Here is a 22,680-nt window from a genome sequence, read left to right on the forward strand (position 1 = left end):
GTCCTCCGTGACACCGTAGCGGGTGGCTTCAGTCGCCCGGGCCCTGGCGCCCGGCGAAGCCCGCGAACAGCGTGTGCAGGAGCGGGATCACCGACCCGACCATGAGCACGGTGCCCACGAACAGATCCTCCGCGCGCAGCACCGCGCCGCTGATCAGGAGCGCGGCGAAGAGCACCGCGGACACGGCGCGGCGCCCCATGCGCTCCAGCCGGCGAAGGCGCTGCTCGAGCTTCGGGGCGTCGGCGACGAGGCGGCCGTCCTCGGCGCGCGTGATCATGTCGTCGAGCCGGCGCGGAAGGCGGGCGACCACGGCCGCGGTGGAGGCGGCCTCGCGGGCGAACGCCTGCACCACGTTGCCCCGCTCGTCGCGCAGGAGGCGGTCGGCGTAGGGCTCGACGGCGTCCCAGACGTTGAATTCGGGGTCGAGCGAGCTGCACATGCCGCTGGTCAGCGAGACGGCGCGGATGATGAGCAGGAAGTTCTCCGGCAGCTGGAAGGGCAGCGAGCGCACCACGTCGCCGAACTCCGTGGCGAAGGCACGGAACTCCCGCGGGTCGACCTTCTGCAGCTCCGCGAAGCCCATCCCGCCGAACCGGGCGAACAGCGCCGTCATCGCCCGCTCCAGCTCGTTCGTGTCGGCGGACGGCAGCAGCACGCCGACCGCGCGGATGCTCTCGATCATCTTGGCGCTGTTGCGCGACGCCACGGCGATGACGAGCTGCTGCAGCCCGTGGCGCAGCCCGTCGGGCACCTCGCCCATCATGCCGAAGTCGATGAACGTCAGCTTCCATGCCTTCCCGCCCTCGCCGGCGCCGCGCTCGACGGGCGTGACGAAGACGTTCCCCGGATGGGGATCGGCGTGGAAGAAGCCGTTCGAGAACAGCTGATCGAACATGACGTCGGCGAACTCGATGGCGACGTGGCCGGGGTCGATGCCGGCCGCGCGAAGCCCGTCGACGTCGTTGATCTTGATCGCGGTGACGTCCTCCAGGGTGAGGACCCGCCGCGTCGTGCGCTCCCACGCCACGTCCGGCACGCCGACGCGGGGGTCGCCGGCGAAGTCGGCGGCGAACCGCTCGGCGTTCTGCGCCTCGTGGAGGTAGTCGATCTCCTGCCGGCTGGTGTAGGCGAACTCCTCCAGCAGCGCCGGCAGGTCGACGTGGTCGCGGACCACCTTCACCCGGCTCAGCCACGCCGCCACGCGCCGCAGGGCGGCGAGGTCGACGTCGACGATCGCCTCGATCCCCGGGCGCTGCACCTTGATCACGACGTCCGCGAACCCCGTCTCGGCCGCGTCGGCCTGGGTGAGCCGCGCACGATGCGCCTGGCCGAGGGATGCCGCGGCCACGGGGTTCTCGTCGACCCATTCGAACGCGCGCCCGAGCGGGACGCCCAGCTCCGCCTCGGCGAGTGTGCGGATCGCCGGGAACGCGACCGGCGGCACCTCGTCCTGGAGCCCCTCGAGCTCCTTCGTGATCTCGGGCGGCAGCACGTCGAGCCGCGACGACAGGAACTGGCCGACCTTGATCATGAGCCCGCCGTACTGCACGGCGAGCACATGGAACCGGCGAGCGATCGTCTGCAGCCGTCGGGCGCGCCCGCGGGCGGCGAGGGCGCCGAACCCCAGGCGCGGCAGGAAGAGCTCGTACCACCACGCCTGGACCATGTAGCGTCCGGCGAACCGGAGGATCCTGCGGTAGCGGGCGCGCGTGTTCCCGACGTCGGCCATCGAATCTCCTAGATCGCGGTGCCTGCGATCCCGATCGTCCGGGATCGCACGCCCCGTCGAACCCGCGGGCTCGGGCCGGCGTCTGCCGGCACGCGGCCGGCGATCAGTCCTGAGCCAGGATCGAGTAGAGCTTACGCCGCGCCTCGTCGAGCACTTCGACAGCCTGCGCGACCTGCTGCGGCGTGCCGCTGCGACCGACCTGGGCGGCGGCCTGTGCGAGCTTGGCACCCGACTTGGGCAGCGCCGAGGTGCGACCGGTGTCGCGTGAGCTGAACGATTCCCACGGCGCGGACTTGTCCTCGGCCGACGCCGTGGCCTCGGCCCGGCCCGCCTCGGTGAGCGAGTACGTCTTCTTGCCGTTGGACTCCTCCGCCGCGACCAGTCCCTCGTCGGCGAGCAGCTGGAGAGTCGGGTAGACGGAGCCGGGGCTCGGCTTCCACGCACCGTCGCTGCGCGCCTCGATCTCCTGGATGATCTGGTATCCGTGCATGGGCTTCTCCGCCAGCACCGCCAGCACCGCCGCACGGACGTCGCCCTTGGCGACGCGCGGCGAGAATCCCTTCTCGAAGGCCTCGCGCAACTGATCCATCGCGTCCCACAGGCTGTTGGGCAGGCCACTGCCCTGACCTCCTGGACGCGAACCGAAACCGGGGAATGAACCACTCATGGCTGTCTCCTAACGAGCGTCTGCCGATACCCCGACGATACATACCGATATATCGGTGCGGAAGGGCACCGGCCTGGGTGTTCCCTGTGTCACCGCTGAGAGGTCACCACCCCATGGAGCCCGGAACGCCCTTGAACGGGCCGGCGATGTCGGGGGTGATCCACCCGCCGTAGAAGCGGCCCGGCTGTGGTGTCACCTCGACCCCGTCGATCGTGCAGCGGTCCATGTCACAGGCGTAGACCGCCACCCGATCGGCCAGCTGCTCGTAGCCGGCCGCGGGCCGCGGATACGTCCACGCCGCCCGTGGCCGGACCTCGCCGCCGCCGCGCACGTCGAAGTAGCGCGCGCCGCCCTTGAACTCGCAGAACGAGGAGCCCTCCCCGTGCGTGAGTGCGCCGTCGGCGAACGCCGCGATCGGCAGGTAGTAGACGGGCGGGTGGCTCGTCTCCAGCACCCGCACGACATCGTCGGTGTCGAGGATCTCCCGGCCGCCCAGCTCGATGCGCACCCGCCGCGCGACCCGCTCGACGCGCGGCGGTCGGGGGTAGTCCCACACCGACTCCTGGCCGGGGCCGACGGGATCGGGCTCGGGTCTCATGGGCGACCGCATTCCTCGAGCCAGCGCAGCCACACCTCGCTGATCGTCGGGTACGACGGCACCGCGTGCCACAGGCGGTCGATCGGCACCTCGCCGACCACGGCGATCGTCGCGGCGTGGAGCATCTCGCCGACGTCCTGCCCCACGAACGTCGCCCCGACGACGACGCGGCGATCCTCGTCGACGATGACGCGGGCGCGCCCGCGATAGTCGTCGGCGTGCTCACTCGCGCCGGCGAGCCATGAGAGGTCGTAGTCGATCACGCGGATGCGCAGGCCCGCGGATCGAGCCGACTCCGCGGTGTGCCCGACCGCGGCCACCTCCGGATCGGTGAAGACGACCTGCGGCACCGCCGAGTGATCGGCGGTCGCCACGTGCGCTCCCCAGGGGCCGTCGTCGACCTCGCGCTGCGTCGCGCGGGCTGCGATGACGTCGCCCGCGGCGCGGGCCTGATACTTGCCCTGATGCGTGAGCAGGGCGCGATGGTTGACGTCGCCCACGCCGTAGAGCCACTCCACGCCGCGCACGCGCAGCGTGTCGTCGACATCCAGCCAGTCGCCCGGCGCCAGCCCGACCGCCCCGAGCCCCAGGTCCTCCGTGCGGGGCCGCCGCCCGGTGGCGACCAGGACCTCGGCGGCGCGCACCTCGGACCCGTCGGAGAGCGTGAGCACGACACCGTCGGCGTCGCGGCCGGCACGTTCGACCTCGACGCCGGTGCGGACGTCGGCGCCGGCATCCGTCAGCGCCTTCGCCACCGCCTCACCGGCGAACGGCTCGACCCCGCGCAGCAGACCGGAGCGCGCGATGACCGTCACCTCCGCGCCGAGTGACGTGTAGAGCGTCGCCATCTCGCTTCCGACGACGCCGCCGCCGAGGATCGCGAGGGACGCCGGGACGTCCCGCACGCCGGTCGCGTCCCGGCTCGTCCAGGGCTGCGCCTCGCGCAGGCCGGGGATGTCGGGCACCAGCGCCGCCGAGCCGGTGCACACGGCCACGGCATGGCGGGCCCGCAGGACGGTCTCGGCGCCGTCCGCAGCAGCCACGGTGACCTCCCGCTCGCCGCTCAGGCGTCCGTGGCCGCGGACCAGGTCGATGCCCGCCCCGTGCAGCCACTCCACCTGTGAGCTGTCGTCCCAGTCGTGGACCAGCACGTCGCGCCGGCGCAGCGTCGCCGCCACGTCGACCGTGCCGGTGACCGCCTGCGCGGCGCCGCCGACGGCCCGGGCGGCACGCAGGGCGGCGCCAGGCCGCAGCAGCGCCTTGGAGGGGATGCAGGCCCAGAAGGAGCACTCGCCTCCGACGAGCTCGCTTTCGACCACGACGACCGACAGGCCGCCCTGTCTCGCGCGGTCGGCCACGTTCTCGCCGACGGGCCCCGCGCCGATCACGATCAGGTCGTACTCCCGAGCAGTCATGCGCCCAACGTAGCGGCGCCCCCCCGACGGCGGGCGAGACCCGCCCTCGTGATGAGTGTGGCCGGGCCGCAGCACAGACGATGCGCGCAGGTCAAGATCCGGCATCAACGGGCCCGATGTCGTCGACGTGTGGTTTTCTGGGTTCTCCGCCGAAAGGACAGCATGGCGATCGAATTCCGCGCGGTTTCCAAGCGCTTCGCGGACGGCACCCTCGCCGTCGATGACTTCAGCCTGCTTCTCCCCGCACACAAGACGACGGTCCTCGTCGGCTCGTCGGGGAGCGGCAAGACGACGCTGCTGCGCATGATCAACCGCCTGGTCGAGCCCTCGGACGGCGTCATCACGATCGACGACGAACCGATTTCGCAGCGCGACCCGGTCGCACTCCGGCGCGGGATCGGGTACGTGCTGCAGAGCGCGGGCCTGCTCCCCCATTTCTCGGTCGTCGACAACATCGCCACGGTGCCGGTGCTCACGGGCGTGCCGCGGGCGCAGGCGCGGCGGCGCGCCCTCGAGCTCATGGATGTCGTGGGCCTGGAGCGAGGGCTCGCCAAGCGGTACCCGAGTCAGCTCTCCGGTGGGCAGCAGCAGCGCGTCGGCGTGGCGCGGGCGCTCGCCGTCGATCCCGACATCCTCCTCATGGACGAGCCCTTCGGGGCCGTCGACCCCATCGTGCGACGCGAGCTGCAGGCCGAGATCATCAGGCTCCAGCGGGAGCTGCACAAGACGATCGTGTTCGTCACGCACGACATCGACGAGGCGTTCCTCCTCGGCGATCAGGTGGTGATCCTCGAGAACGGCGCCCGCGTCGCCCAGATCGGCAGCCCGAGCGAGATCATCGAGAACCCCGCGAGCGACTTCGTCGCCGATTTCATCGGCGCAGAGCGCGGCACTCGCGCGCTGCGGGCGAAGCAGACGCCGCAGGGCACGGTGCTCGTCGATGCCGCGGGGCGCACGCAGGGCGTGCTGGTGGAGGACTCGCCGTGAGCTGGGTGCTCGACAACCTGGACCTCATCGGCGCGCTCACGGTCGACCATCTGCGGCAGAGCGCCATCGCGATCATCATGGGATTCGCCGTCGCCATCCCGATCGGGTGGCTCGCGTTCCAGTACACGCGGCTGCGGGGCCCGGTGCTCACGGTCGTCGGGCTGCTGTACACGATCCCGTCCCTCGCGCTGTTCCCGCTGCTGCAGCTGCTGGGCATCCCGTTCCTGTCCGAACTGAACCTGATCGTGGCGCTGGCGATCTACGCCGTCGCGATCATGACCCGATCGGTCACCGAGGGCCTGGCCTCGGTCGATCCCGCCACGCGCAGCGCGGCCGTCGCCGTCGGCTACGGCACCTGGCGACGCTTCTGGACGGTCGACTTCCCGCTGGCCGGCCCGGTCATCCTCGCCGGGCTGCGCGTCGCCGCGGTGTCGACGATCTCGCTGGCCACCGTCGGTGCCCTGGTGGGCGTGCAGAACCTCGGCTATCTCTTCACGAACGGGTCGCAGCGGCGGATCGTGGCCGAGGTCTTCGCCGGAGTGGTGGCCGTCGTGGTGGTGGCGCTGGTGATCGATCTGCTCCTGGTCCTCCTCGGCCGCGCGCTGATGCCCTGGGTGCGCAGGACCTCGCCGACGCGCGCCTCGCGGCGGCGGGCGGTGTCGACGGCGGTGGCGACGTGAACCTCCTCGCCGAGGCCCTCGCCTGGATCTTCTCGCCCGACCGCCTCACCGGCTCGCTTCCGCTGCCGACCGCGATCGCGCAGCACCTGGCGTTCACGTTCGGCTCCGTGGCCATCGCCGCGGTGATCGCCATCCCCGTCGGCTGGGCGGTCGGCCACACCGGGAGAGGACGCGACGTGGTCGTCTTCCTCAGCGGCGCCGCGCGGGCCCTCCCCGCGCTCGGCCTGGTGGTCCTGCTCGTGCTGCTGGTAGGGGTCTCGCAGAAGACCGAGGCCGCCGTCGCCGCCTTCGTGCTCCTCGCGATCCCCTCGATCCTCGCCGGTGCGTACGCCGGCGTCGAGGCGATCGACCGCTCCGTGATCGATGCCGGGCGCGCGATGGGAATGACCGAGTGGCAGATCCTGTTCCGGATCGAGATGCCCCTCGGACTCGCACTCCTGATCGGCGGACTGCGGTCCGCCACTCTCCAGGTGGTCGCCACGGTGACCATCGCGGCCTATGTCGGCCTCGGCGGCCTCGGGTTCTATCTGATCCAGGGGCTGGCTCTGCGCCGGTTCGACCAGATCCTCGGCGCCTCCATCGTCATCGTCGCGCTCGCGCTCGCCCTCGACGGCCTCTTCGCCCTTCTCGCCCGCTTCGCTGTGCCTCGCACCGACGGTCCCCGCTCGCGCCGCGAGGCCGCGGCGCAGGCGCTCGCCCCCGTCCCCCAGCTGTCCCGCTGACCCCTCACCACATCGGAGGTTCCCCCATGTCCACAGCACGCACCCGCCTCGCCCTGGCGCTCGCTGCGACAGCCGTCACCGCGCTCACCCTCGCCGGGTGCGCCTCCAGCGACCCGCTCGAGAGCGACGGCGGAGACACCGGCGACGCCGGCGACTCGTCGACCATCGTCATCGGGTCGCAGGCGTACTACTCCAACGAGATCATCGCCGAGATCTACGCCCAGGCCCTCGAGGCCGAAGGCTTCACCGTCGAGCGCGACTTCAACATCGGCCAGCGCGACGCCTATATGCCGGCCATCGAGGACGGCTCGATCGACCTGTTCCCCGAGTACACCGGAAACCTCCTGCAGTACTTCGAGCCGGACACCACCGCCACCACGCCCGACGACGTGTACGCGGCGCTGCAGGACGCCCTCCCCGACGGGCTGACCGTCCTCGAGCAGTCCTCGGCGACCGATCAGGACTCGTACAACGTCACAGCCGCGTTCGCCGAGGAGAACGGGGTCGCCTCCATCGCCGACCTCGCCGGCATCGACGGGCTCGTGCTCGGCGGCGCGCCCGAGCTCGAGGAGCGCCCCTACGGCCCGAAGGGCCTCGAAGAGGTGTACGGCGTGACCGTGTCGTTCCAGGCCACCGCCGACACCACGGTCGAGGAGCTCGTCGCGGGCAACATCCAGGTCGCCAACGTCTACAGCGCCGACCCGCGCATCGAGACCGAGGATCTGGTGACGCTGGAGGACCCGGAGGGTCTGTTCCTCGCGTCCAACGTCGTCCCGCTGGTGAACGCCGACGTCGCCGAGGAGATCGCCGACGTCATCAACGCCGTGAGCGCCGCGCTGACCCCCGAGGGCCTGGTGGCGATGAACGTGCAGTCCACCGAGGAGCAGCTCTCCGCCGAGGACATCGCCGCCGCGTGGCTCGCCGACAACGGACTGGCCTGACGCTCCCGGCATGACACGTCACGCCCCGCCCGGCCGCCTTCCGGCCGGGCGGGGCGTCGCGCGTGACAGACGCTCAACCCGGATGGCACCGCGCACCGCGGGCGATGCGCGAGCCCGCAGGTGCGCCGAGAGGCCGGCGGAACGCTCACGCCGCCGCAGGGCGCGGGGCGGTGGAGCGCGGGGCGAGTGCCGGCGTGAGGGCTTCGCGCCCGTCGAACACGAAGCAGTCGCCGTTCCAGTGGGCGCCGCCGACGCGCTCGAAGTACCCCAGGATGCCGCCGTCCAGCTGATAGGCGTCCACGCCCGCCTCGCGCAGGTAGATCGCGGCCTTCTCGCAGCGGATGCCGCCCGTGCAGTAGCTCACGACGGTCTTGCCGGCGAGGTCGGGCGCGGCGGCGGCCGCGGCATCCGGGAACTGCGTGAACCGCTCGATGCGCCAGTCGATCGCACCGCCGAAAGCGCCGTAGTCCACCTCGAACGCGTTCCTGGTGTCGACCAGCACGACCTCTCGACCCCGGTCGTCGCGTCCCTCGTCCAGCCACCGACGCAGCGTCTCGGGCGCGACAGCGGGCGCGCGCTCGGCGTCCGGGCGGATCGTCGGGTGGTCCATGCGGATGATCTCGCGCTTGACCTTGACGAGCATCTTCCCGAAGGGCTGCGTGTCGGACCAGCTCTCCTTCGTGGTCAGCGGCGCGAACCGGGGGTCGATCCGCAGCTCGTCGATGAAGGGGCGCACGGCGTGGGCCGCGCCCGCGAGGAACAGGTTGACGCCCTCCTCCGCGATCAGAATCGTGCCCTTGAGCCCGGCCGCGAGCGCTCGCTCGCGCAGCACCTGCCGCAGCGCGCCGGGGTCGGCGATGCGGGTGAACAGGTACGCCGAGACGTTGAGAACGGATGCCACGCCCTCCAGCCTACGGAGGTGTTGGCACCGCCCCACGCAGCCGCGGGCACCGGCTCGGCGTCCGGTACCGCGGCGGTCCGACGCGGTCAAGACCCTCGCGCGCGGTCCGCGCAGGGTCGAAGGTGGGAGGACGTCAGCGGCGCCGCCGCGACACGACGGCAGGAGTGAGATGACCGATCCGACCCTCCCCGAACCGCTCCCGGGCCAGACGCCGCCCGGCGAAGTGCCACCGGGCCCGCCCTCGCCGGCACCCGCCGACCCGCCGCCCGGGCTGCCGACCGAACCGCCGGCACCCTGGCCGGACGAGCCGCTCGCGCCCAACCCCGAAGAGCCGACGTTCCCGCAGACGCCCGAGACGCCGTTCCCCTGAGCATCACCGCTGCTCAGGCGCGTGCCGGACACGTCCACCCGGGCGTCACCGTGCGCGCACGCGTCCGGCGAGCAGGCGCTCGGCGACGTCCCAGACCCGCGCGCCGGCAGCCGGATCGGTGACCCGCCGGTATGCCTTCAGTGGACCGGCAGCACCCCCGAGGTGCAGTGGTCCAAGCGGTCCGAAGAAGCCGGGAGGCGCGGCATCCGTCACCGCGGCCAGCAGGGCCGGCTGCGCGGCCTCGGCGGGCGTGTTGCCCCATCGCTCGGCCAGCGCCTCGCCCGCACCGCCGCGCCTGCGTTCGCGCATCGCGGGCGCGATGGCGGTGCCGGGCGCGATGCCCGGATGGCTGAGGTGCACCGTCAGACGCCCGTCGCTCGCGGCGGAGCGCCGCGCGAGCTCGTAACCGAACAGCCCGAGCGCGACCTTCGATGCGCCGTACGCGCGCAGGGGCGCGTAGCGACGCTCGCTCTGCAGGTCGTCCCACGCGAGCCGTGCCACACCGGCGGCGAGGCTCAGCTGGATCACGACCCGGGTGCGCCGGTCGCGCAGCAGCGGCAGGAGCGCGGTGGCGAACGCGAAGTGCCCGAGGAAGTTGGTCTGGAAGTGCAGCTCGAAGCCGTCGACGCTCGTGTGCCGCTCGCCGTCTCCGAGCAGCACGATGCCCGCGTTGAGCACCACGATGTCGAGGGGCGCGCGTTCCGCGGTGAGGGCCGCCGCCAGTGCGGCGACGGAGTCCAGCCGGGCGAGGTCGAGATCGCGAAGCTCGATGCGGGTCTGCGGGGCAGTGCTGCGCAGGCCCGCGACCGCGCGCTCGCCCTTCTCGCGGCGACGGACCGGCAGCACCAGGTCGGCTCCTGCCGCGGCCAGCCCGCGCGCGATCTCCACTCCGACGCCGTCGCTCGCCCCGGTGATCAGAGCCGTGCGGCCACGCAGGTCGGGCAGCGCCACAGGCGGGGCGGGAGTGCGGGCCATGGGTCCTCCGTTCGGCGTCCGTCAGTCAGGAGGGGCGACAGATGCCGCTGATACCACGGGCAGTGGACCCGCACCGGTCTCCACGGCCCGGCCCGCCGCGAGCACGATCGCCTCACCGAACGGCGGGCCGATCAGCTGCACGCCGGTCGGCATCCCGTCGCCGCCCATGCCGGTGGGGAGCGCGAGCGCCGGCAGCCCCAGGAAGTTGGCCGCCACGGTGAGCCACAGTGCGCGCCAGGCTTCGTCGGCTGCGGACGTTCCGCCGAGGTCGTAGTCCGGTTCGCGCATCCTCGTCGTCGAGACCGGCCCGAGGATCAGCGGGACCTCGGTCTGGAGCCGCCGCCATTCCGCCGCGATCACCGCGCGCCGCGCCCAAGCCGCGGCGTACTCGCGCGCCGTCTCGTACGGCCGGGCCGCCGCCGTGCTGTCGCGCAGGAACGCGGTCGCCGAGCGCCCGAGCGGCTGGCCGAGGGCGGCGGGGTCGAGGGAGATCAGCATGTCGGTGCACGAGAGCCTGCGCCACAGCACCGCAGCCTCCTCGAGCAGAGGTGGGTCGAGGTCGACCGTCTCCCACCCGGCCCGGCGGAGTGCCTCGGCGGCGCGCTCGATGCCCGCGGCGACGTCGCGGTCGACCGGCGCTCCGCCCGGGTCGCGCACCACGCCGACGCGACGCGGAACGTCGTCGGCGCGGAGAGACGGCGCGTCGAGCGAGACCGGGTCGTCGGCATCCCACCCGCTCATCACGTCGAGCGCGAGGCCGACGTCGTCGACGCTGCGCGCCAGGGGTCCATTGACCGAGAACTCCTGCAGCGTCAGCGCGACCGGACGGTCCTGCACCGCCGCCCGGGGAACGCGTCCGCGCGTGGGACGCATCCCCACGATCCCGGCCGCGTAGGCGGGAAGACGAAGGGATCCGCCGAAGTCGTTCCCGAGCCCGACGGCGCTCATTCCCGTCGCCGCGGCCACGGCGTCGCCGGCGCTGGATCCGCCGGGGCTGCGCCCGCGGTCCCAGGGGTTGAGCGTGCGGCCGAAGAGATCGTTGTCGGTGTCCCAGCGCATGCCGAAGTCGGGCATGTTGCCGCGACCGATGGGCACGGCGCCCGCCGCCCGCAGTCGCCGGACGATCGTCGCGTCGCGCGCCGGCACGGCGTCGGCGAGGCCGCGCCAGCCGCTCGTGGTCGCCGACCACGTGAGGTCGATGTTCTCCTTCACCGACACCGGGACCCCGGCGAGCGGACCCGGATCGCGCCCGTCGGCGATGGCCGCGTCCACGTCGGCGGCCGCAGCCCGTGCCCTGCCGGCGAAGACGACGGTGAGCGCGTTGAGGTCACCGTTGCGGTGCGCGATCCGGTCGAGGTGCGCTTCGACGACGGCCACGGCGGTCGTCTCGCCCCGGCGCACGGCGGCGGCGATGTCGACGGCGGACGGCAGAGCGGTCGGAGTCATCGGTTCCATCCCACCACGACCACCGGCGCCGCGTCAGCCGTTAGCACGCGGACGCGCGGAGGGCAATCCCCGGGCCTGCGCGGCCGGCTCTGGCTACCGTCGATGACACACCCCACCGCGGCGCGGATCCCTCACGGCCGGTCCCCCGCGGCAGGCGACCGACGAAACGGAGCGACAGTGGCGACGACGACCGCGAAGAAGAGCACGGCGAAGAGCAGCACGAACTCCTCCGGAGCCTCGGGCAACAAGAGGCGGGCCGCGCGCGGCGGAGCCGGCGCCGAGCTCACGCCGGAGCAGAACGCGGAGCGGGGCTTCACGGCCTCCGAGACGCTCAGCGAGAACCTGCAGAAGGTGCTGGTCGACCTCATCGAGCTCTCGCTGCAGGGCAAGCAGGCGCATTGGAACGTGGTGGGCCGCAACTTCCGCGACACCCACCTGCAGCTCGACGAGATCATCGAGGCCGCACGCGACTTCGCCGACACCGTCGCCGAGCGCATGCGCTCGCTGCACGCGCTTCCCGACGGACGCAGCGACGAAGTCGCACGGACCACCACCCTCCCGGAGTTCCCGCAGGGTGAGATCGCGACGACGGAAGTCGTCGATCTGATGACGGAGCGATTGGATGCCGTGGCCGCGACGTGCCGCGACGTCCACGACGACGTCGACGAAGAAGACCCCACGAGTGCCGACATCCTGCACGCCATCCTCGAGCGGGTGGAGCAGCTCTCGTGGATGGTGAGCGCGGAGAACCGCACCCCGCAGCGGTGATCCCAGGCGCCCTGACGCTGCCCGCCCGTCCCCGGACCGGCGGGCAGCGCCGCGTCCGGGCACGGCGGCACGGTCGCGCGACCGCGGCCGCGATAATGGGAGCATGACCGGCGGCTACAGCGCGATCTCGAGCTATTCGCGCGTCGAGATCATGCGCCTGCTGCAGGAGCGGCCGCAGCGGGCCGTCGCCGAGCTCGTCGAGGCGACCGGACTCCACGCCAACACGGTCCGCGAGCACGTGCAGCGTCTCATCGACGCCGGCTACGTCATCGCCGAGACCGAGCGTCGCACCACCCGCGGGCGACCGCGCGTGCTCTACTCGGCGGCGACGGGCGCGGCGCAGGCGTCGAGCCCCGTGGCGGCGCGCCGGGCCGAGGAGGCGGCGCGCCGAGGCGACCTCCTGCGCCGCGTGTACGGATCGGACGCGGATGCCGAACTCGGCGCGGATGCCCTGCACCAGCTCGACGCACTCGTGGAGGACCTGGGCGACGCCGGATTCGACCCCGTGGTCGACGAGCGGGAGCTGACGGTCGACCTCACGCCCTGCCCGCATGCGGCCTCGGCCGACCATCGGGGCGTGCTGTGCGGCGTCCACGTCGGCCTCATGGACAGCGTGCTCGCGCAGGCCGGCGGACCGCTGCGGGTCGAGGGTATCGCGCCGTCGTGCGACCCGACGCAGTGCGTCGTGCAGCTCGCCGCGGCCCCCGCCTGAGCGTCAGCCCGGCGCCGGCACCCGCACGCGGTCGGGCCGCGCGTAGACGTTCATCGACGACCCGCGCACGAACCCGACGAGGGTGAGCCCCGAGGCGGCCGCCAGCTCCACCGCGAGCGAGGACGGCGCCGAGACGGCGGAGAGCACCGGGATGCCGGCCATGACCGCCTTCTGCACGAGTTCGAAGCTCGCCCGGCCCGACACCTGCAGCACGGTGCCGCCCAGCGGAAGGCGGTCCTCCAGCACCGCCCACCCCACGACCTTGTCGACGGCGTTGTGACGGCCGACGTCCTCGCGCAGCACGAGGAGCTCGCCGGTGGCGGCGTCGAAGAGCGCCGCGGCGTGCAGACCACCGGTCTTGTCGAACACCGCCTGCCCGGCCCGCAGCGCGTCGGGGAGCGCCGCCAGGGTCGCCGCGTCGACGGTCGCGGCATCCGTCGACACGTCGTAGCGCGATGACTTCTCGATCGCCTCGATCGACGCCGTTCCGCACACGCCGCACGAGCTGGTCGTGTAGAAGTTGCGCGCGATGTCGGTCACCGGCGGCGTGACTCCCGCGGCGAGCGCGATGTCCAGGACGTTGTACGTGTTCTCGGTGGCCGCGGCCGTGCCGGCCAGGGCCGGCCCGATCGTGAGGAGCGGCCCGTCGCCGGCGGGAGCGGCCGCAGCCCCGGTGCCGGGACCGCCGCAGTGGATCGCCGACCGGACGTCGCGGCCCTCGGTGATGACACCCTCCGACACCAGGAATCCCGCGGCGAGCTCGAGATCATGCCCCGGGGTCCGCATCGTGACGGTGAGCGCCTCGCCGCCGATGCGGATCTCCAGCGGCTCCTCCACGACGACGGTGTCGGCGCGGCGTCGGACGGCCGCGCCGCCGTCGCCGAGCGCGATGCGGGTCACGGGGGTGCGGGTGGTGAGGCGTCCCACGTCAGCCGCCGATGGCGTTCATGCCGCGCGCGGGCTGCAGGAACGACGGATCGTTGATGGCGTGCCCCGGCATCTTCCCCCGCACGCAGGAGCGCAGCATCCCGTCGATCTCGCCCTCGTCGCCCCCGGCGCGGAGGATCGGGAGCAGGTCGTACTCGGTCGTGGAGAACAGGCAGTTGCGCAGCTGGCCGTCGGCGGTGAGGCGCAGCCGGTCGCAGTCGCCGCAGAAGGGCGCGGTGACCGAGGCGATGACGCCCACCGAGTGGGGGCCGCCGTCGAGCATCCAGCGGGCGGCCGGCGCTCCTCCGCGCCCGGGCACGGGGGTGAGCGTCCATCGCGCCGACAGGGTCGCGAGGATCTCGTCCTGCGTGACCATGCGTGCGCGGTCCCATGTGTGACCGGCGTCGAGGGGCATCTGCTCGATGAAGCGCATCTGCGCATCGTGGCGGATCGCGAACTCCACGAGGTCGACCAGCTCGTCGTCGTTGACGTCTCGCATGGCCACCGCGTTGAGCTTGAGGGGACGCAGGCCCGATGCCTCGGCCGCCGCGATCCCCGCCAGCACGTCCTCGAGGCGGTCACGGCGCGTGAGCTCGCGGAAGCGGTCGCGCCGGAGCGTGTCGATGGAGACGTTGAGGCGCTGTAGGCCGGCGTCGACGAGCGCGGGCAGCAGCTCGGGAAGACGGATGCCGTTCGTCGTCATCGCGATCTCGACGGGACTGCCGGACGGGCCGATGATCCCCGCGAGGCGACGCACCACCTCGACGATGTCGGTGCGCAGCAGCGGCTCGCCGCCGGTGAGCCGGAACGTGGTGATGCCGTCGGCCGCGGCCACGCGCGCGATGCGCTCGATCTCGTCGAGGGACAGGATGCTCGTCTTGGCGAGCCACTCGTTGCCCTGTTCGGGCATGCAGTAGGTGCAGCGCAGCGAGCACCGGTCGGTGAGCGAGATGCGCAGGTCGCGGTGCACGCGTCCGTGCGTGTCCACGAGCGGTGCGCCGAGGCCGGCGACCGCAGCGGATTGAGCGGATGCCGGGGGCAGCGGCATCCGTCGTCCGATCGTGACCGGGATCGCGGTCACGCGGACGGCCCCGTTCGCAGTGCCCGACTCGCCATGGTTCGAGGGTAGCCGCGTCGGGAGGCGTGGGGCGCCGCGGCCGCCCGATTATTCACGGCCGGCGAGACCGTCGACCGACGGCGTTCCTGCCACGCTGGGGTGCGACGGGCGCCCTGCGGGGAAATGCCGCCCGTGTGGTCTGACCACATGTTACTGTGGTCAGACCACGTCCGAAGCGATCGGAGAACGCATCGTGGATCTGCTGGACCCTCTCCTGCTGGCGCGCTGGCAGTTCGGCCTCACGACGCTGTACCACTTCCTCTTCGTGCCCCTCACGCTGGGCATGGCGCTGACCGTCGCGATCTTCCAGACGGCGTGGTTCCGCACGGGGAATGTGAAGTGGCTTCACCTCACCCGCTTCTTCGGCAAGATCTTCCTCATCAACTTCGCGATGGGCGTCGTCACCGGCATCGTGCAGGAGTTCCAGTTCGGCATGAACTGGTCGGCCTACTCGCGGTTCGTCGGCGACGTCTTCGGCGCCCCGCTCGCCTTCGAGGGCCTCATGGCCTTCTTCTTCGAGGCGACCTTCATCGGCCTGTGGATCTTCGGGTGGGACAAGCTGCCGCGCGCCCTCCACCTCGCGAGCATCTGGATCGCCACCGTCGGCGCGTGGTTCTCGGCGTACTTCATCCTCGCGGCCAACGCCTTCATGCAGAACCCGGTCGGCTTCCGCATGGCCGACGACGGCTCGCGCGCCGAGATGACCGACTTCTTCGCCGTGCTGTCCAACCCGGTGGCGCTCGCCGCGCTCCCCCACACCCTGTTCGCTGCGTTCATGATGACCGCCGGCGTCATCATCTCGATCTCGGCCTGGCACCTGCTGCGCAGGCAGAACGTCGAGATGATGCGCTCGTCGCTGAAGTACGGCCTGTGGGGCATGATCGTCGCCTTCGCCGGCGTGGCGCTCTCGGGCGATCAGCTCAGTCTCGTGATGGTCGCGACGCAGCCGATGAAGATGGCGGCGGCCGAGGCGATGTTCGACAGCGCGTGCGGGGCGGATGCCTCGTTCTCGGTGTTCACGCTCGGCACGCCCGACGGCTCGACCGAGCTGTTCTCGATCCGCGTGCCGTACCTGCTGGCGCTGCTGTCGACCCACTCGCTGGACGGCTGCGTCGAGGGCATCAACGACCTCAATCTGCAGTACACGACCGAGCTGTTCCCGCAGTTCGCCGACCAGGTCGACGGCAACTTCGCACCGATCCTCTGGGTCACCTACTGGTCGTTCCGCTGGATGATCGGCCTCGGTGGCATCGCCGCGCTGACCGCCGTCGTCGGCCTGTGGCTCACGCGCAAGAGCGCCAAGCGCGAGGTGCCCGCGTGGGCATGGAAGCTCGCGATCTGGGCGTGGCCGGCGTCGCTCTTCGCGATCCTCGTGGGCTGGGTCTTCACCGAGATGGGCCGCCAGCCGTGGATCGTCTTCGGCCTCATGCTCACCGAGGACGGCGTCTCGCCCTCGGTGCCCGGATGGACGGTGCTGATCTCGCTCGTCGCCTTCACCCTGGTCTACGCCGCGCTGGCGGTCGTGGAGGTCGGCCTCATCATGAAGACCGCCAAGAAGGGCCCCGAGCCCCTCCCCGAGCCGGGCGCGCCGGACCCGCGCACCCTGGCGGTCGAAGACACCCCGACGACGGTCTACTAGGAGCCCCGGAGCAACGTCATGGATCTCGCCTACCTCTGGTTCTGGATCGTCGGATTCCTCTTCGTCGGCTACTTCGTGCTCGACGGGTTCGACTTCGGCGTCGGCATGTCGCTGCCCTTCCTCGGCCGTGACGACGTCAGCCGCCGCCAGGTCATCAACACCATCGGTCCGGTGTGGGACCTCAACGAGACCTGGGTCATCGTGGCCGGCGCCTGCCTTTTCGCCGCGTTCCCCGAGTGGTACGCGACGCTGTTCAGCGGCTTCTACCTCGCGCTGCTGCTGATCCTGCTCGCCCTCATCCTCCGCGGCGTCTCGTTCGAGTACCGCCACCAGCGGGACTCGCTGCGCTGGAAGAAGGGGTTCGACACCATGATCATCGTGGGCTCCGCCGTGCCGGCGCTGCTGTGGGGCGTCGCCGTCGCCAACATCGTGCAGGGCGTGCCGCTGGATGCCGACCACGAGTTCACCGGGTCGCTGCTGACGCTGCTGAACCCGTACGGGCTCCTCGGCGGCCTCACGACGCTCCTGCTGTTCTTCACCCACGGCGTCTACTTCGTCGCCCTCAAGACCGACGGCCAGGTCGCCGCGGATGCCCGTCGCCTGGCGGGCCGCGCAGGCCTGCTGACGATCGTCGTGGCGGCGGCGTTCCTGGTGTGGACCGTCGGCATGGCGTTCGGCGAGGGGCGCGACTTCGCGCTCGTCACGGCGGTCCTGTCGGCCGTGGCGGCCACGGTGCTCATCGCGTCGTGGCTCGCCAACGCCCGCGGGCGCGAGGGATGGGCCTTCGGCTTCGGCGCCGTCACCATCGTGTCGGCCGTGCTGGCGGTGTGGTTCGCGCTGTTCCCGTACGTGATGCCCTCGACGACCGATCCCGCCGGCTCGCTCACCATCGAGAACGCCTCGAGCACCGACTACACCCTGACGATCATGTCGTGGGCGGCCCTCATCTTCCTGCCGCTGGTGCTCGCGTACCAGGGCTGGACCTACTGGATCTTCCGCAAACGCGTCACCCGCTCGCACATCGAGGCGGCCGCGGCGGCGCCCGTGCACTGAGACGGCGAGGGGCGCATCGGTAGGGTCGAAGGAGCAATGGACGACACGCAGGACGACGGACCGCCCCCGAGTTCAGGCAAGCCCGTCGACCCCCGACTGCTGAGGTACGCGCGCGCATCGCGGTGGTTCTTCGCCGCCGTCGCCGCGATCGCCCTCGCGCAGACCGCCGTGATCGTCGCGTTCGCCTGGCTGCTCACGCGCGCGGTCACGGACGCGATCGACGGGATGCCGCTTGCTGCTCTGACGCCGACGCTCGGCGCGCTCGCGCTCGTCGTCGCCGCGCGGGCCCTTCTGCTGTGGGCGCGGGAGGCCGTCGCGGCGCGCGCGGCGGCACGCGTGCAGTCGCAGCTGCGGGCGGCGCTCGTCGACGCCATCGGGACGCTCGGGCCGGAGTGGCTCGCGGGGCGCAACTCGGCTTCGCTCGCGGTGATCGCCGGGCGCGGGCTCGACGCCCTCGAGGCCTATTTCGGGCGCTACCTGCCGCAGCTCGTCCAGACCGTCGTCGCGACGCCGCTCATTCTCGCCGTGATGTGGTGGGCGGACTGGATCTCGGGGCTCACGGTCCTGCTCACGCTCCCCCTGATCCCGATCTTCATGGTGCTCATCGGCCTGGCCACGCGCGCTGTCCAGCAGCGGCAGTGGCGGACGCTGCAGCGCCTGGCGGCCCGCTTCGCCGACACCGTGCAGGGGCTGTCGACGCTCAAGGTGTTCGGGCGGCAGCATCGCGCCGCGGCCTCCATCGAGCGCGTCACCGACGACTACCGCCGCGAGACCATGCGCGTGCTGCGCGTGTCGTTCCTGTCGGGGTTCGCGCTGGAGTTCCTCGCGTCGATCTCGGTCGCGATCGTCGCGGTGTCGATCGGCTTCCGACTCATCGACGGCGCACTCGCCCTCGGCGTCGGCCTCTTCGTGCTGCTGCTCGCGCCCGAGGCGTACCTGCCGCTGCGGCAGGTGGGCGTGCAGTTCCACGCGGCCGCCGAGGGCATCGCCGCGACCGATGACGTGTTCGACGTGCTCGACGCGGCCCGCGCGAGGGGACCTCGGCCGGTGTCGGGCGCCTCCGCACCTTCCCCTGCCTCGCGTGCGGACGGCACGGCGCCCGTCCTGCGCCTGGACGCCGTGCGCGTGCGGCGCGGCGAGCGGCAGTTGCCGCCCGTCGGCCTGACCGCCGCGCCGGGGTCCGTCACCCTGATCGAGGGCCCGAGCGGCGCCGGCAAGTCGAGCCTTTTCGCAGCCCTTCGCGGCGTCGCGGCGTTCGACGGCGACGCGTCCTGGGGCGGCGTCGACGTGCGGGCGCTCGCGTCGTCGGACTGGCTGGCGTGGGCTGGGCAGCGACCCGGCCTGATGACGGGGACGATCGGCGATAACGTCGCCCTCGGCGACCCTGTCCCCGACGCCGCCGTCGTGCGCCGCGCGCTCGACCTGGCCTGCGCCGGCGGGCTCGATCCGGCACACGGACTGGGGGTGCAGGGTTCGGGGCTCTCGGGCGGCCAGGCCCAGCGGGTGGCCGTCGCACGCGCCTTCTACCGCCATCTGCGCGGCGCCGCACCGGTGATCGCGCTCGACGAGCCGAGCTCGGCGCTGGACCCCGAGACGGAGCACCGGCTGTGGCGCGGCATCCGCCTGCTCGCCGACGACGGGGCGACGGTGCTGCTGGTGTCGCATCGGACGTCCGCCCGCGCGATCGCGGACGACGTGGTGCGGCTCGAGCCGAGCGGGGTGCCGGCATGACCGCCGCCGGCGCGGTGCTGCGCGGAGCGATGCCGCCGGCCCGACGGTTCTGGTGGACGATCGCGGCGGGTTTCGCCTCCGAGGCGTCGGCCGTGGCGCTGCTCGCCGTGAGCGCGTGGCTCATCGTGCGGGCGAGCGAGCAGCCGCCGGTGCTCTACCTGTCGTTCGCCGTCGTCGGTGTGCGCTTCTTCGCCATCTCACGCGCCGTGTTCCGCTATCTGGAGCGCCTCACCGGCCACGACGCCGCACTGCGGCAGCTCTCGTCCACGCGCGCCGACCTCGTGCGGCGCCTGGTCCCGCTCGCCCCCGACGGGCTGGGCCGCACCCGTCGCGGCTCGGTCCTCGGCGCGCTGGTCGGCGACGTCGACGAGCTCCAGGACCTGCCGCTGCGGGTCGTGCAGCCGCTGGCGTCGTCGGCGCTCGTGGCCCTCGGCGCCGTCGTGCTCGTCGCGTTCGTCTGGTGGCCGGCTGCGCTCACCCTGCTCGCGTGCCTCGTGGTGGCGGGTGCGGTCGCGACACTGTGGGGCTGGGCCGCCGGCGCCCGGGCCGAGCGCACGATCGCTCCACTGCGAGCCGATCTGACCGACGCGGTCCTGGACCACGTCTCGAACCTCGACGTGCTCGCCGCGTACGGCGCCGAGGAAGGCAGCCGGGACCGGATCGAGCGGGCCGACGCGGCGCTCCGCCGCGCGGTCGTCCGGCGGGCCGGCGCCCAGGCGGGCACCACCGCCCTCGTCTCATTGCTGGCCGGCGCCGCCTCGATCGCCGCGGTGCTCGTGACGGCGCCGGGCGTGGCATCCGCGACCCTCGACGGCCCGGCGCTCGCCGTGGCCGTCCTCGTGCCCATGGCGGTCTTCGAGGTGTTCGGCGCCGTCGCACTCGCGTCGGCGGCCTGGCGCAAGGTCCGTTCCGCCGCCGGCCGGATCGCGGACGCACTGCCCGCCGCCCCGCCGCGCGAGCTCGCACCCGAGACGGCGTCCCCCACCGGCGAGGCGCCGGAGCTGGGAGAGGGCGTTCGCTTGCGGGGCGCGAGTGTGCGCTGGCCGGGTGCGGCGCAGGCGTCGCTGCACGACGTGGATCTCGACATCCGGCCGGGCGAACGGATCCTCGTCCTGGGCTCCAGCGGCGCCGGCAAGAGCACCCTGGCGCACGCGCTGGTGCGCTTCCTCGAGACCGAGGGCTCCTACGAGATCGGCGGGCGCTCGGTGCACGACCTCTCCCCCGACGACGTGCGGCGGTCGGTCGGCCTCTGCGAGCAGCATCCGATGCTCTTCGACGAGGACATCCGCCAGAACCTGCTCTTCGCGCGCGACACCGCCACCGACGCCGACCTCGAGGCGGTCCTGGACCGCGTGGGGCTGGGCGCGTGGCTGCGCGAACGGGGCGGGCTGGACGCCCGGGTCGGCGAGCGCGGGGCGCTCGTCTCGGGCGGGCAGGCGCAGCGCATCGCCCTGGCCCGTGCGCTGCTGCGCGGCTTCCCGGTGCTGGTGCTCGACGAGCCGACCGCGGGCGTCGACCCCGAGGCATCCGCCGCGCTGCTCGTCGACCTGCTGGGCGCGGTGCGCGACGACCAGGCCGTCGTGCTCATCTCGCATGTCGCCGTGCCCGATGCGCTCGTCGACCGGGTCGTGCGTATCGACGACGGCCGCCTGGACGACGGGTCGACACCGGGGCGCACGCCTGACGCGCGGCCCGCGGTCAGCCCGATGCGGCCGTGACCTCGGCCGCCTCGGCCGCCGTGCCCGGCTCGGCCTCCGCGGTCGCTGTGATGCGCCGCGCCATGCCGGCGAAGACGAAGCCGTGGAAGGGCAGCACCGCCAGCCAGTAGAGACGGCCGGCCAGCCCGCGCGGGAAGAACACCGCCCGCTGGTCGTACCGTGACCCGCCGCGCTCCTCATCGGCGGAGGAGCGCAGCTCGAGCCAGGCCAGACCGGGAACCTTCATCTCGGCGCGCAGGCGCAGCATGCGCCCCGGCTCGAGGGCCTCGACCCGCCAGAAGTCCAGTGCGTCGCCCACGGCGAGGCGGTCGCGGCTGCGGCGGCCGCGTGCGAGTCCGATGCCCCCGACGAGCCGGTCCATCCAGCCGCGGATGGCCCACAGCACCGGTGAGGAGTACCACCCGTTCTCGCCCCCGATGCCGATGATCACGCGCCACAGCGCCTCGGGAGAGGCGGAGGTGTGCGCGGAGCGGACGTCGGTGAAGACCACGCGGCCCGCCCAGTCGGGGTCGTTCGGCAGCGGGTCGCTCGGCGCGCCCATCACCTCGGAGTCCTGCCAGCTCGTCTCGATGGCGTCCGCCTCGACCCGGCGCAGCGCCCGGCGCACGGCGGTGCGGTACGGCATGAGGCCGTCCTCGGGCGGCGGGATGAGGGCGTCGACGTCGTGGTCCTTCATGATGCACTCGTTCTGCAGGGACTCCACGAGGGGCCGCGCGATCGACCGCGGGATCGGCGTGACGAGGTTCACCCAGTGCGAGGCGAGGCGCGGCGTGAGCACGGGCAGCGCCGCGATCGGCCGCTGCGGAAGGCCGGCCTCGACGGCGTAGCCGTTCATCATCTGGCCGTAGCGCAGCACGTCGGGTCCTCCGATGTCGACGGCGCGGTTCACCTCGGCGGGCACCCGCGCCGCGCCGAGCAGATAGTGCAGCACATCGCGGACGGCGATCGGCTGGATGCGGTTGCGCACCCACTTCGGTGCGGGCATGTAGGGCAGCACCTCGGTGAGGTGGCGGACCATCTCGAACGACGCCGAGCCGGATCCGATCACGACGCCGGCCTGCAGCACGAGGGTCGGCACGCCGCTGTCGAGGAACATGCGGCCGACCTCGACGCGCGAGCGCAGGTGGGGTGAGAGCGGAACGCCTTCGGGATGCAGGCCGCCCAGGTAGACGATGCGGCCCACGGATGCCGCCGCGGAAGCCTTCGCGACGGTCTCGGCGGCGCGCCGGTCCGCGTCGCGGAAGTCCTTGCCGCCCGACATCGAGTGGACGAGGTAGTAGAGCACGTCGACGTCGCGCACGGCGTCGGCGACGGATGCCGCGTCGGTGGCGTCGCCGTCGACCACCTCGACCCGATCGCCCCACGGGAAGGCCGACGCCCGCGCCGGGTCGCGGACGAGCACGCGCACCTCGTACCCGGCGGCGAGCAGGCGCGGCACGAGGCGCCCGCCGATGTACCCGGTCGCACCGAGCACGAGGGCACGCGGTGCGCTGCCGTCGGGGCGCGGCAGGGCCGACAGCACCGGCTCACGGCCGGTCGGCGAGGAGACGTCTTCCACAGGGGCAGACTACGCGCGCCCCCGCG

General features: G+C 72.6%; 21 protein-coding genes. 11 read left to right on the top strand and 10 right to left on the bottom strand.

Annotated elements, in window-relative coordinates:
• Positions 1-28: 28 nt before the first annotated feature.
• The 4 genes from ACFRAL_RS15395 to ACFRAL_RS15410 all read right to left on the bottom strand — a co-directional run bounded on the left by ACFRAL_RS15395 (position 29) and on the right by ACFRAL_RS15410 (position 4,409).
• On the bottom strand, positions 29-1,729 hold the full coding sequence (locus tag ACFRAL_RS15395) for an ABC1 kinase family protein (protein ID WP_378884517.1): 1,701 nt from the start codon (positions 1,727-1,729) through the stop codon (positions 29-31).
• 103 nt (positions 1,730-1,832) lie between these two features.
• Positions 1,833-2,396, bottom strand: a complete 564-nt coding sequence (locus ACFRAL_RS15400; RefSeq protein WP_336394925.1) for a PadR family transcriptional regulator — start codon at positions 2,394-2,396, stop codon at positions 1,833-1,835.
• A gap of 103 nt (positions 2,397-2,499) precedes the next feature.
• The gene (locus ACFRAL_RS15405) at positions 2,500-2,994 is read right to left on the bottom strand and encodes a DUF427 domain-containing protein (RefSeq protein ID WP_378884520.1); all 495 of its coding nucleotides are present in this window, start codon (positions 2,992-2,994) and stop codon (positions 2,500-2,502) included.
• Positions 2,991-4,409, bottom strand: a complete 1,419-nt coding sequence (locus tag ACFRAL_RS15410; RefSeq protein WP_378884522.1) for a dihydrolipoyl dehydrogenase family protein — start codon at positions 4,407-4,409, stop codon at positions 2,991-2,993. Before ACFRAL_RS15410 ends, ACFRAL_RS15405 begins: the two co-directional genes overlap by 4 nt.
• 162 nt (positions 4,410-4,571) lie before the next feature.
• On the opposite strand from ACFRAL_RS15410, the gene ACFRAL_RS15415 reads away from it, so the two are divergent.
• From ACFRAL_RS15415 to ACFRAL_RS15430, 4 genes are read left to right on the top strand one after another with little or no spacing between them, the layout of a single operon-like run.
• Positions 4,572-5,396: an ATP-binding cassette domain-containing protein gene (locus ACFRAL_RS15415; protein ID WP_336394922.1), complete on the top strand. Its 825-nt coding sequence runs from the start codon at positions 4,572-4,574 to the stop codon at positions 5,394-5,396.
• Complete coding sequence (locus ACFRAL_RS15420) at positions 5,393-6,076, top strand: ABC transporter permease (protein ID WP_378884526.1); 684 nt, start codon at positions 5,393-5,395, stop codon at positions 6,074-6,076. Before ACFRAL_RS15415 ends, ACFRAL_RS15420 begins: the two co-directional genes overlap by 4 nt.
• Positions 6,073-6,798: an ABC transporter permease subunit gene (locus tag ACFRAL_RS15425; RefSeq protein WP_336394920.1), complete on the top strand. Its 726-nt coding sequence runs from the start codon at positions 6,073-6,075 to the stop codon at positions 6,796-6,798. The genes ACFRAL_RS15420 and ACFRAL_RS15425 overlap by 4 nt, the downstream gene beginning before the upstream one ends.
• Positions 6,799-6,824: 26 nt before the next feature.
• Positions 6,825-7,739, top strand: coding sequence for an ABC transporter substrate-binding protein (locus ACFRAL_RS15430; RefSeq protein WP_378884530.1), 915 nt, complete (start codon positions 6,825-6,827; stop codon positions 7,737-7,739).
• Between the two features lie 145 nt (positions 7,740-7,884).
• On the opposite strand, the gene ACFRAL_RS15435 is transcribed toward ACFRAL_RS15430, so the two are convergent.
• The gene (locus ACFRAL_RS15435; protein WP_378884533.1) at positions 7,885-8,640 is read right to left on the bottom strand and encodes a sulfurtransferase; all 756 of its coding nucleotides are present in this window, start codon (positions 8,638-8,640) and stop codon (positions 7,885-7,887) included.
• A gap of 169 nt (positions 8,641-8,809) precedes the next feature.
• Between ACFRAL_RS15435 and ACFRAL_RS15440 the strand changes: the two genes are divergently transcribed.
• A complete protein-coding gene (locus tag ACFRAL_RS15440; RefSeq protein ID WP_336394917.1) occupies positions 8,810-9,010 on the top strand; it encodes a hypothetical protein in 201 nt (66 codons plus the stop codon).
• 45 nt (positions 9,011-9,055) lie between these two features.
• Here ACFRAL_RS15440 and ACFRAL_RS15445 read toward each other — a convergent pair whose 3' ends face one another.
• Positions 9,056-9,985 carry an SDR family oxidoreductase gene (locus tag ACFRAL_RS15445; protein ID WP_378884537.1) on the bottom strand — a complete coding sequence of 310 codons (930 nt, stop codon included), beginning with the start codon at positions 9,983-9,985 and terminating at the stop codon, positions 9,056-9,058.
• A gap of 21 nt (positions 9,986-10,006) precedes the next feature.
• Positions 10,007-11,431, bottom strand: a complete 1,425-nt coding sequence (locus tag ACFRAL_RS15450) for an amidase (RefSeq protein WP_378884540.1) — start codon at positions 11,429-11,431, stop codon at positions 10,007-10,009.
• A gap of 177 nt (positions 11,432-11,608) precedes the next feature.
• Between ACFRAL_RS15450 and ACFRAL_RS15455 the strand changes: the two genes are divergently transcribed.
• The gene (locus tag ACFRAL_RS15455; protein WP_336394914.1) at positions 11,609-12,199 is read left to right on the top strand and encodes a DNA starvation/stationary phase protection protein; all 591 of its coding nucleotides are present in this window, start codon (positions 11,609-11,611) and stop codon (positions 12,197-12,199) included.
• Positions 12,200-12,302: 103 nt separating this feature from the next.
• The gene (locus tag ACFRAL_RS15460) at positions 12,303-12,911 is read left to right on the top strand and encodes a helix-turn-helix transcriptional regulator (RefSeq protein WP_378884544.1); all 609 of its coding nucleotides are present in this window, start codon (positions 12,303-12,305) and stop codon (positions 12,909-12,911) included.
• A gap of 3 nt (positions 12,912-12,914) precedes the next feature.
• Here the strand turns inward: ACFRAL_RS15460 and fdhD are convergent, their stop codons facing one another.
• Both fdhD and moaA read right to left on the bottom strand, forming a co-directional pair.
• Positions 12,915-13,838 carry a formate dehydrogenase accessory sulfurtransferase FdhD gene (gene fdhD, locus ACFRAL_RS15465; RefSeq protein ID WP_336394912.1) on the bottom strand — a complete coding sequence of 308 codons (924 nt, stop codon included), beginning with the start codon at positions 13,836-13,838 and terminating at the stop codon, positions 12,915-12,917.
• 1 nt (position 13,839) lies between these two features.
• Complete coding sequence (gene moaA / locus ACFRAL_RS15470; protein WP_378884653.1) at positions 13,840-14,886, bottom strand: GTP 3',8-cyclase MoaA; 1,047 nt, start codon at positions 14,884-14,886, stop codon at positions 13,840-13,842.
• A 262-nt stretch (positions 14,887-15,148) separates the two neighbouring features.
• Here moaA and ACFRAL_RS15475 point away from each other — a divergent pair, with 262 nt between their 5' ends.
• Genes ACFRAL_RS15475 through cydC form a run of 4 tightly spaced genes read left to right on the top strand, consistent with a single transcriptional unit; the run spans position 15,149 to position 21,096 of the window.
• The gene (locus tag ACFRAL_RS15475; RefSeq protein WP_336394911.1) at positions 15,149-16,594 is read left to right on the top strand and encodes a cytochrome ubiquinol oxidase subunit I; all 1,446 of its coding nucleotides are present in this window, start codon (positions 15,149-15,151) and stop codon (positions 16,592-16,594) included.
• Between the two features lie 18 nt (positions 16,595-16,612).
• Positions 16,613-17,647, top strand: coding sequence for a cytochrome d ubiquinol oxidase subunit II (gene cydB, locus ACFRAL_RS15480; protein ID WP_336394910.1), 1,035 nt, complete (start codon positions 16,613-16,615; stop codon positions 17,645-17,647).
• Positions 17,648-17,683: 36 nt separating this feature from the next.
• The gene (gene cydD, locus ACFRAL_RS15485) at positions 17,684-19,378 is read left to right on the top strand and encodes a thiol reductant ABC exporter subunit CydD (RefSeq protein ID WP_378884548.1); all 1,695 of its coding nucleotides are present in this window, start codon (positions 17,684-17,686) and stop codon (positions 19,376-19,378) included.
• Entirely contained in the window at positions 19,375-21,096 is a 1,722-nt protein-coding gene (gene cydC / locus ACFRAL_RS15490; RefSeq protein ID WP_378884551.1) for a thiol reductant ABC exporter subunit CydC, read from the top strand. Before cydD ends, cydC begins: the two co-directional genes overlap by 4 nt.
• On the opposite strand, the gene ACFRAL_RS15495 is transcribed toward cydC, so the two are convergent.
• A complete protein-coding gene (locus ACFRAL_RS15495; RefSeq protein ID WP_378884554.1) occupies positions 21,077-22,654 on the bottom strand; it encodes an SDR family oxidoreductase in 1,578 nt (525 codons plus the stop codon). The genes cydC and ACFRAL_RS15495 overlap by 20 nt on opposite strands.
• Positions 22,655-22,680 lie beyond the last annotated feature (26 nt).

The organism is Microbacterium sp. NPDC056736 (genome assembly GCF_042790415.1).
Lineage (GTDB): Bacteria > Actinomycetota > Actinomycetes > Actinomycetales > Microbacteriaceae > Microbacterium.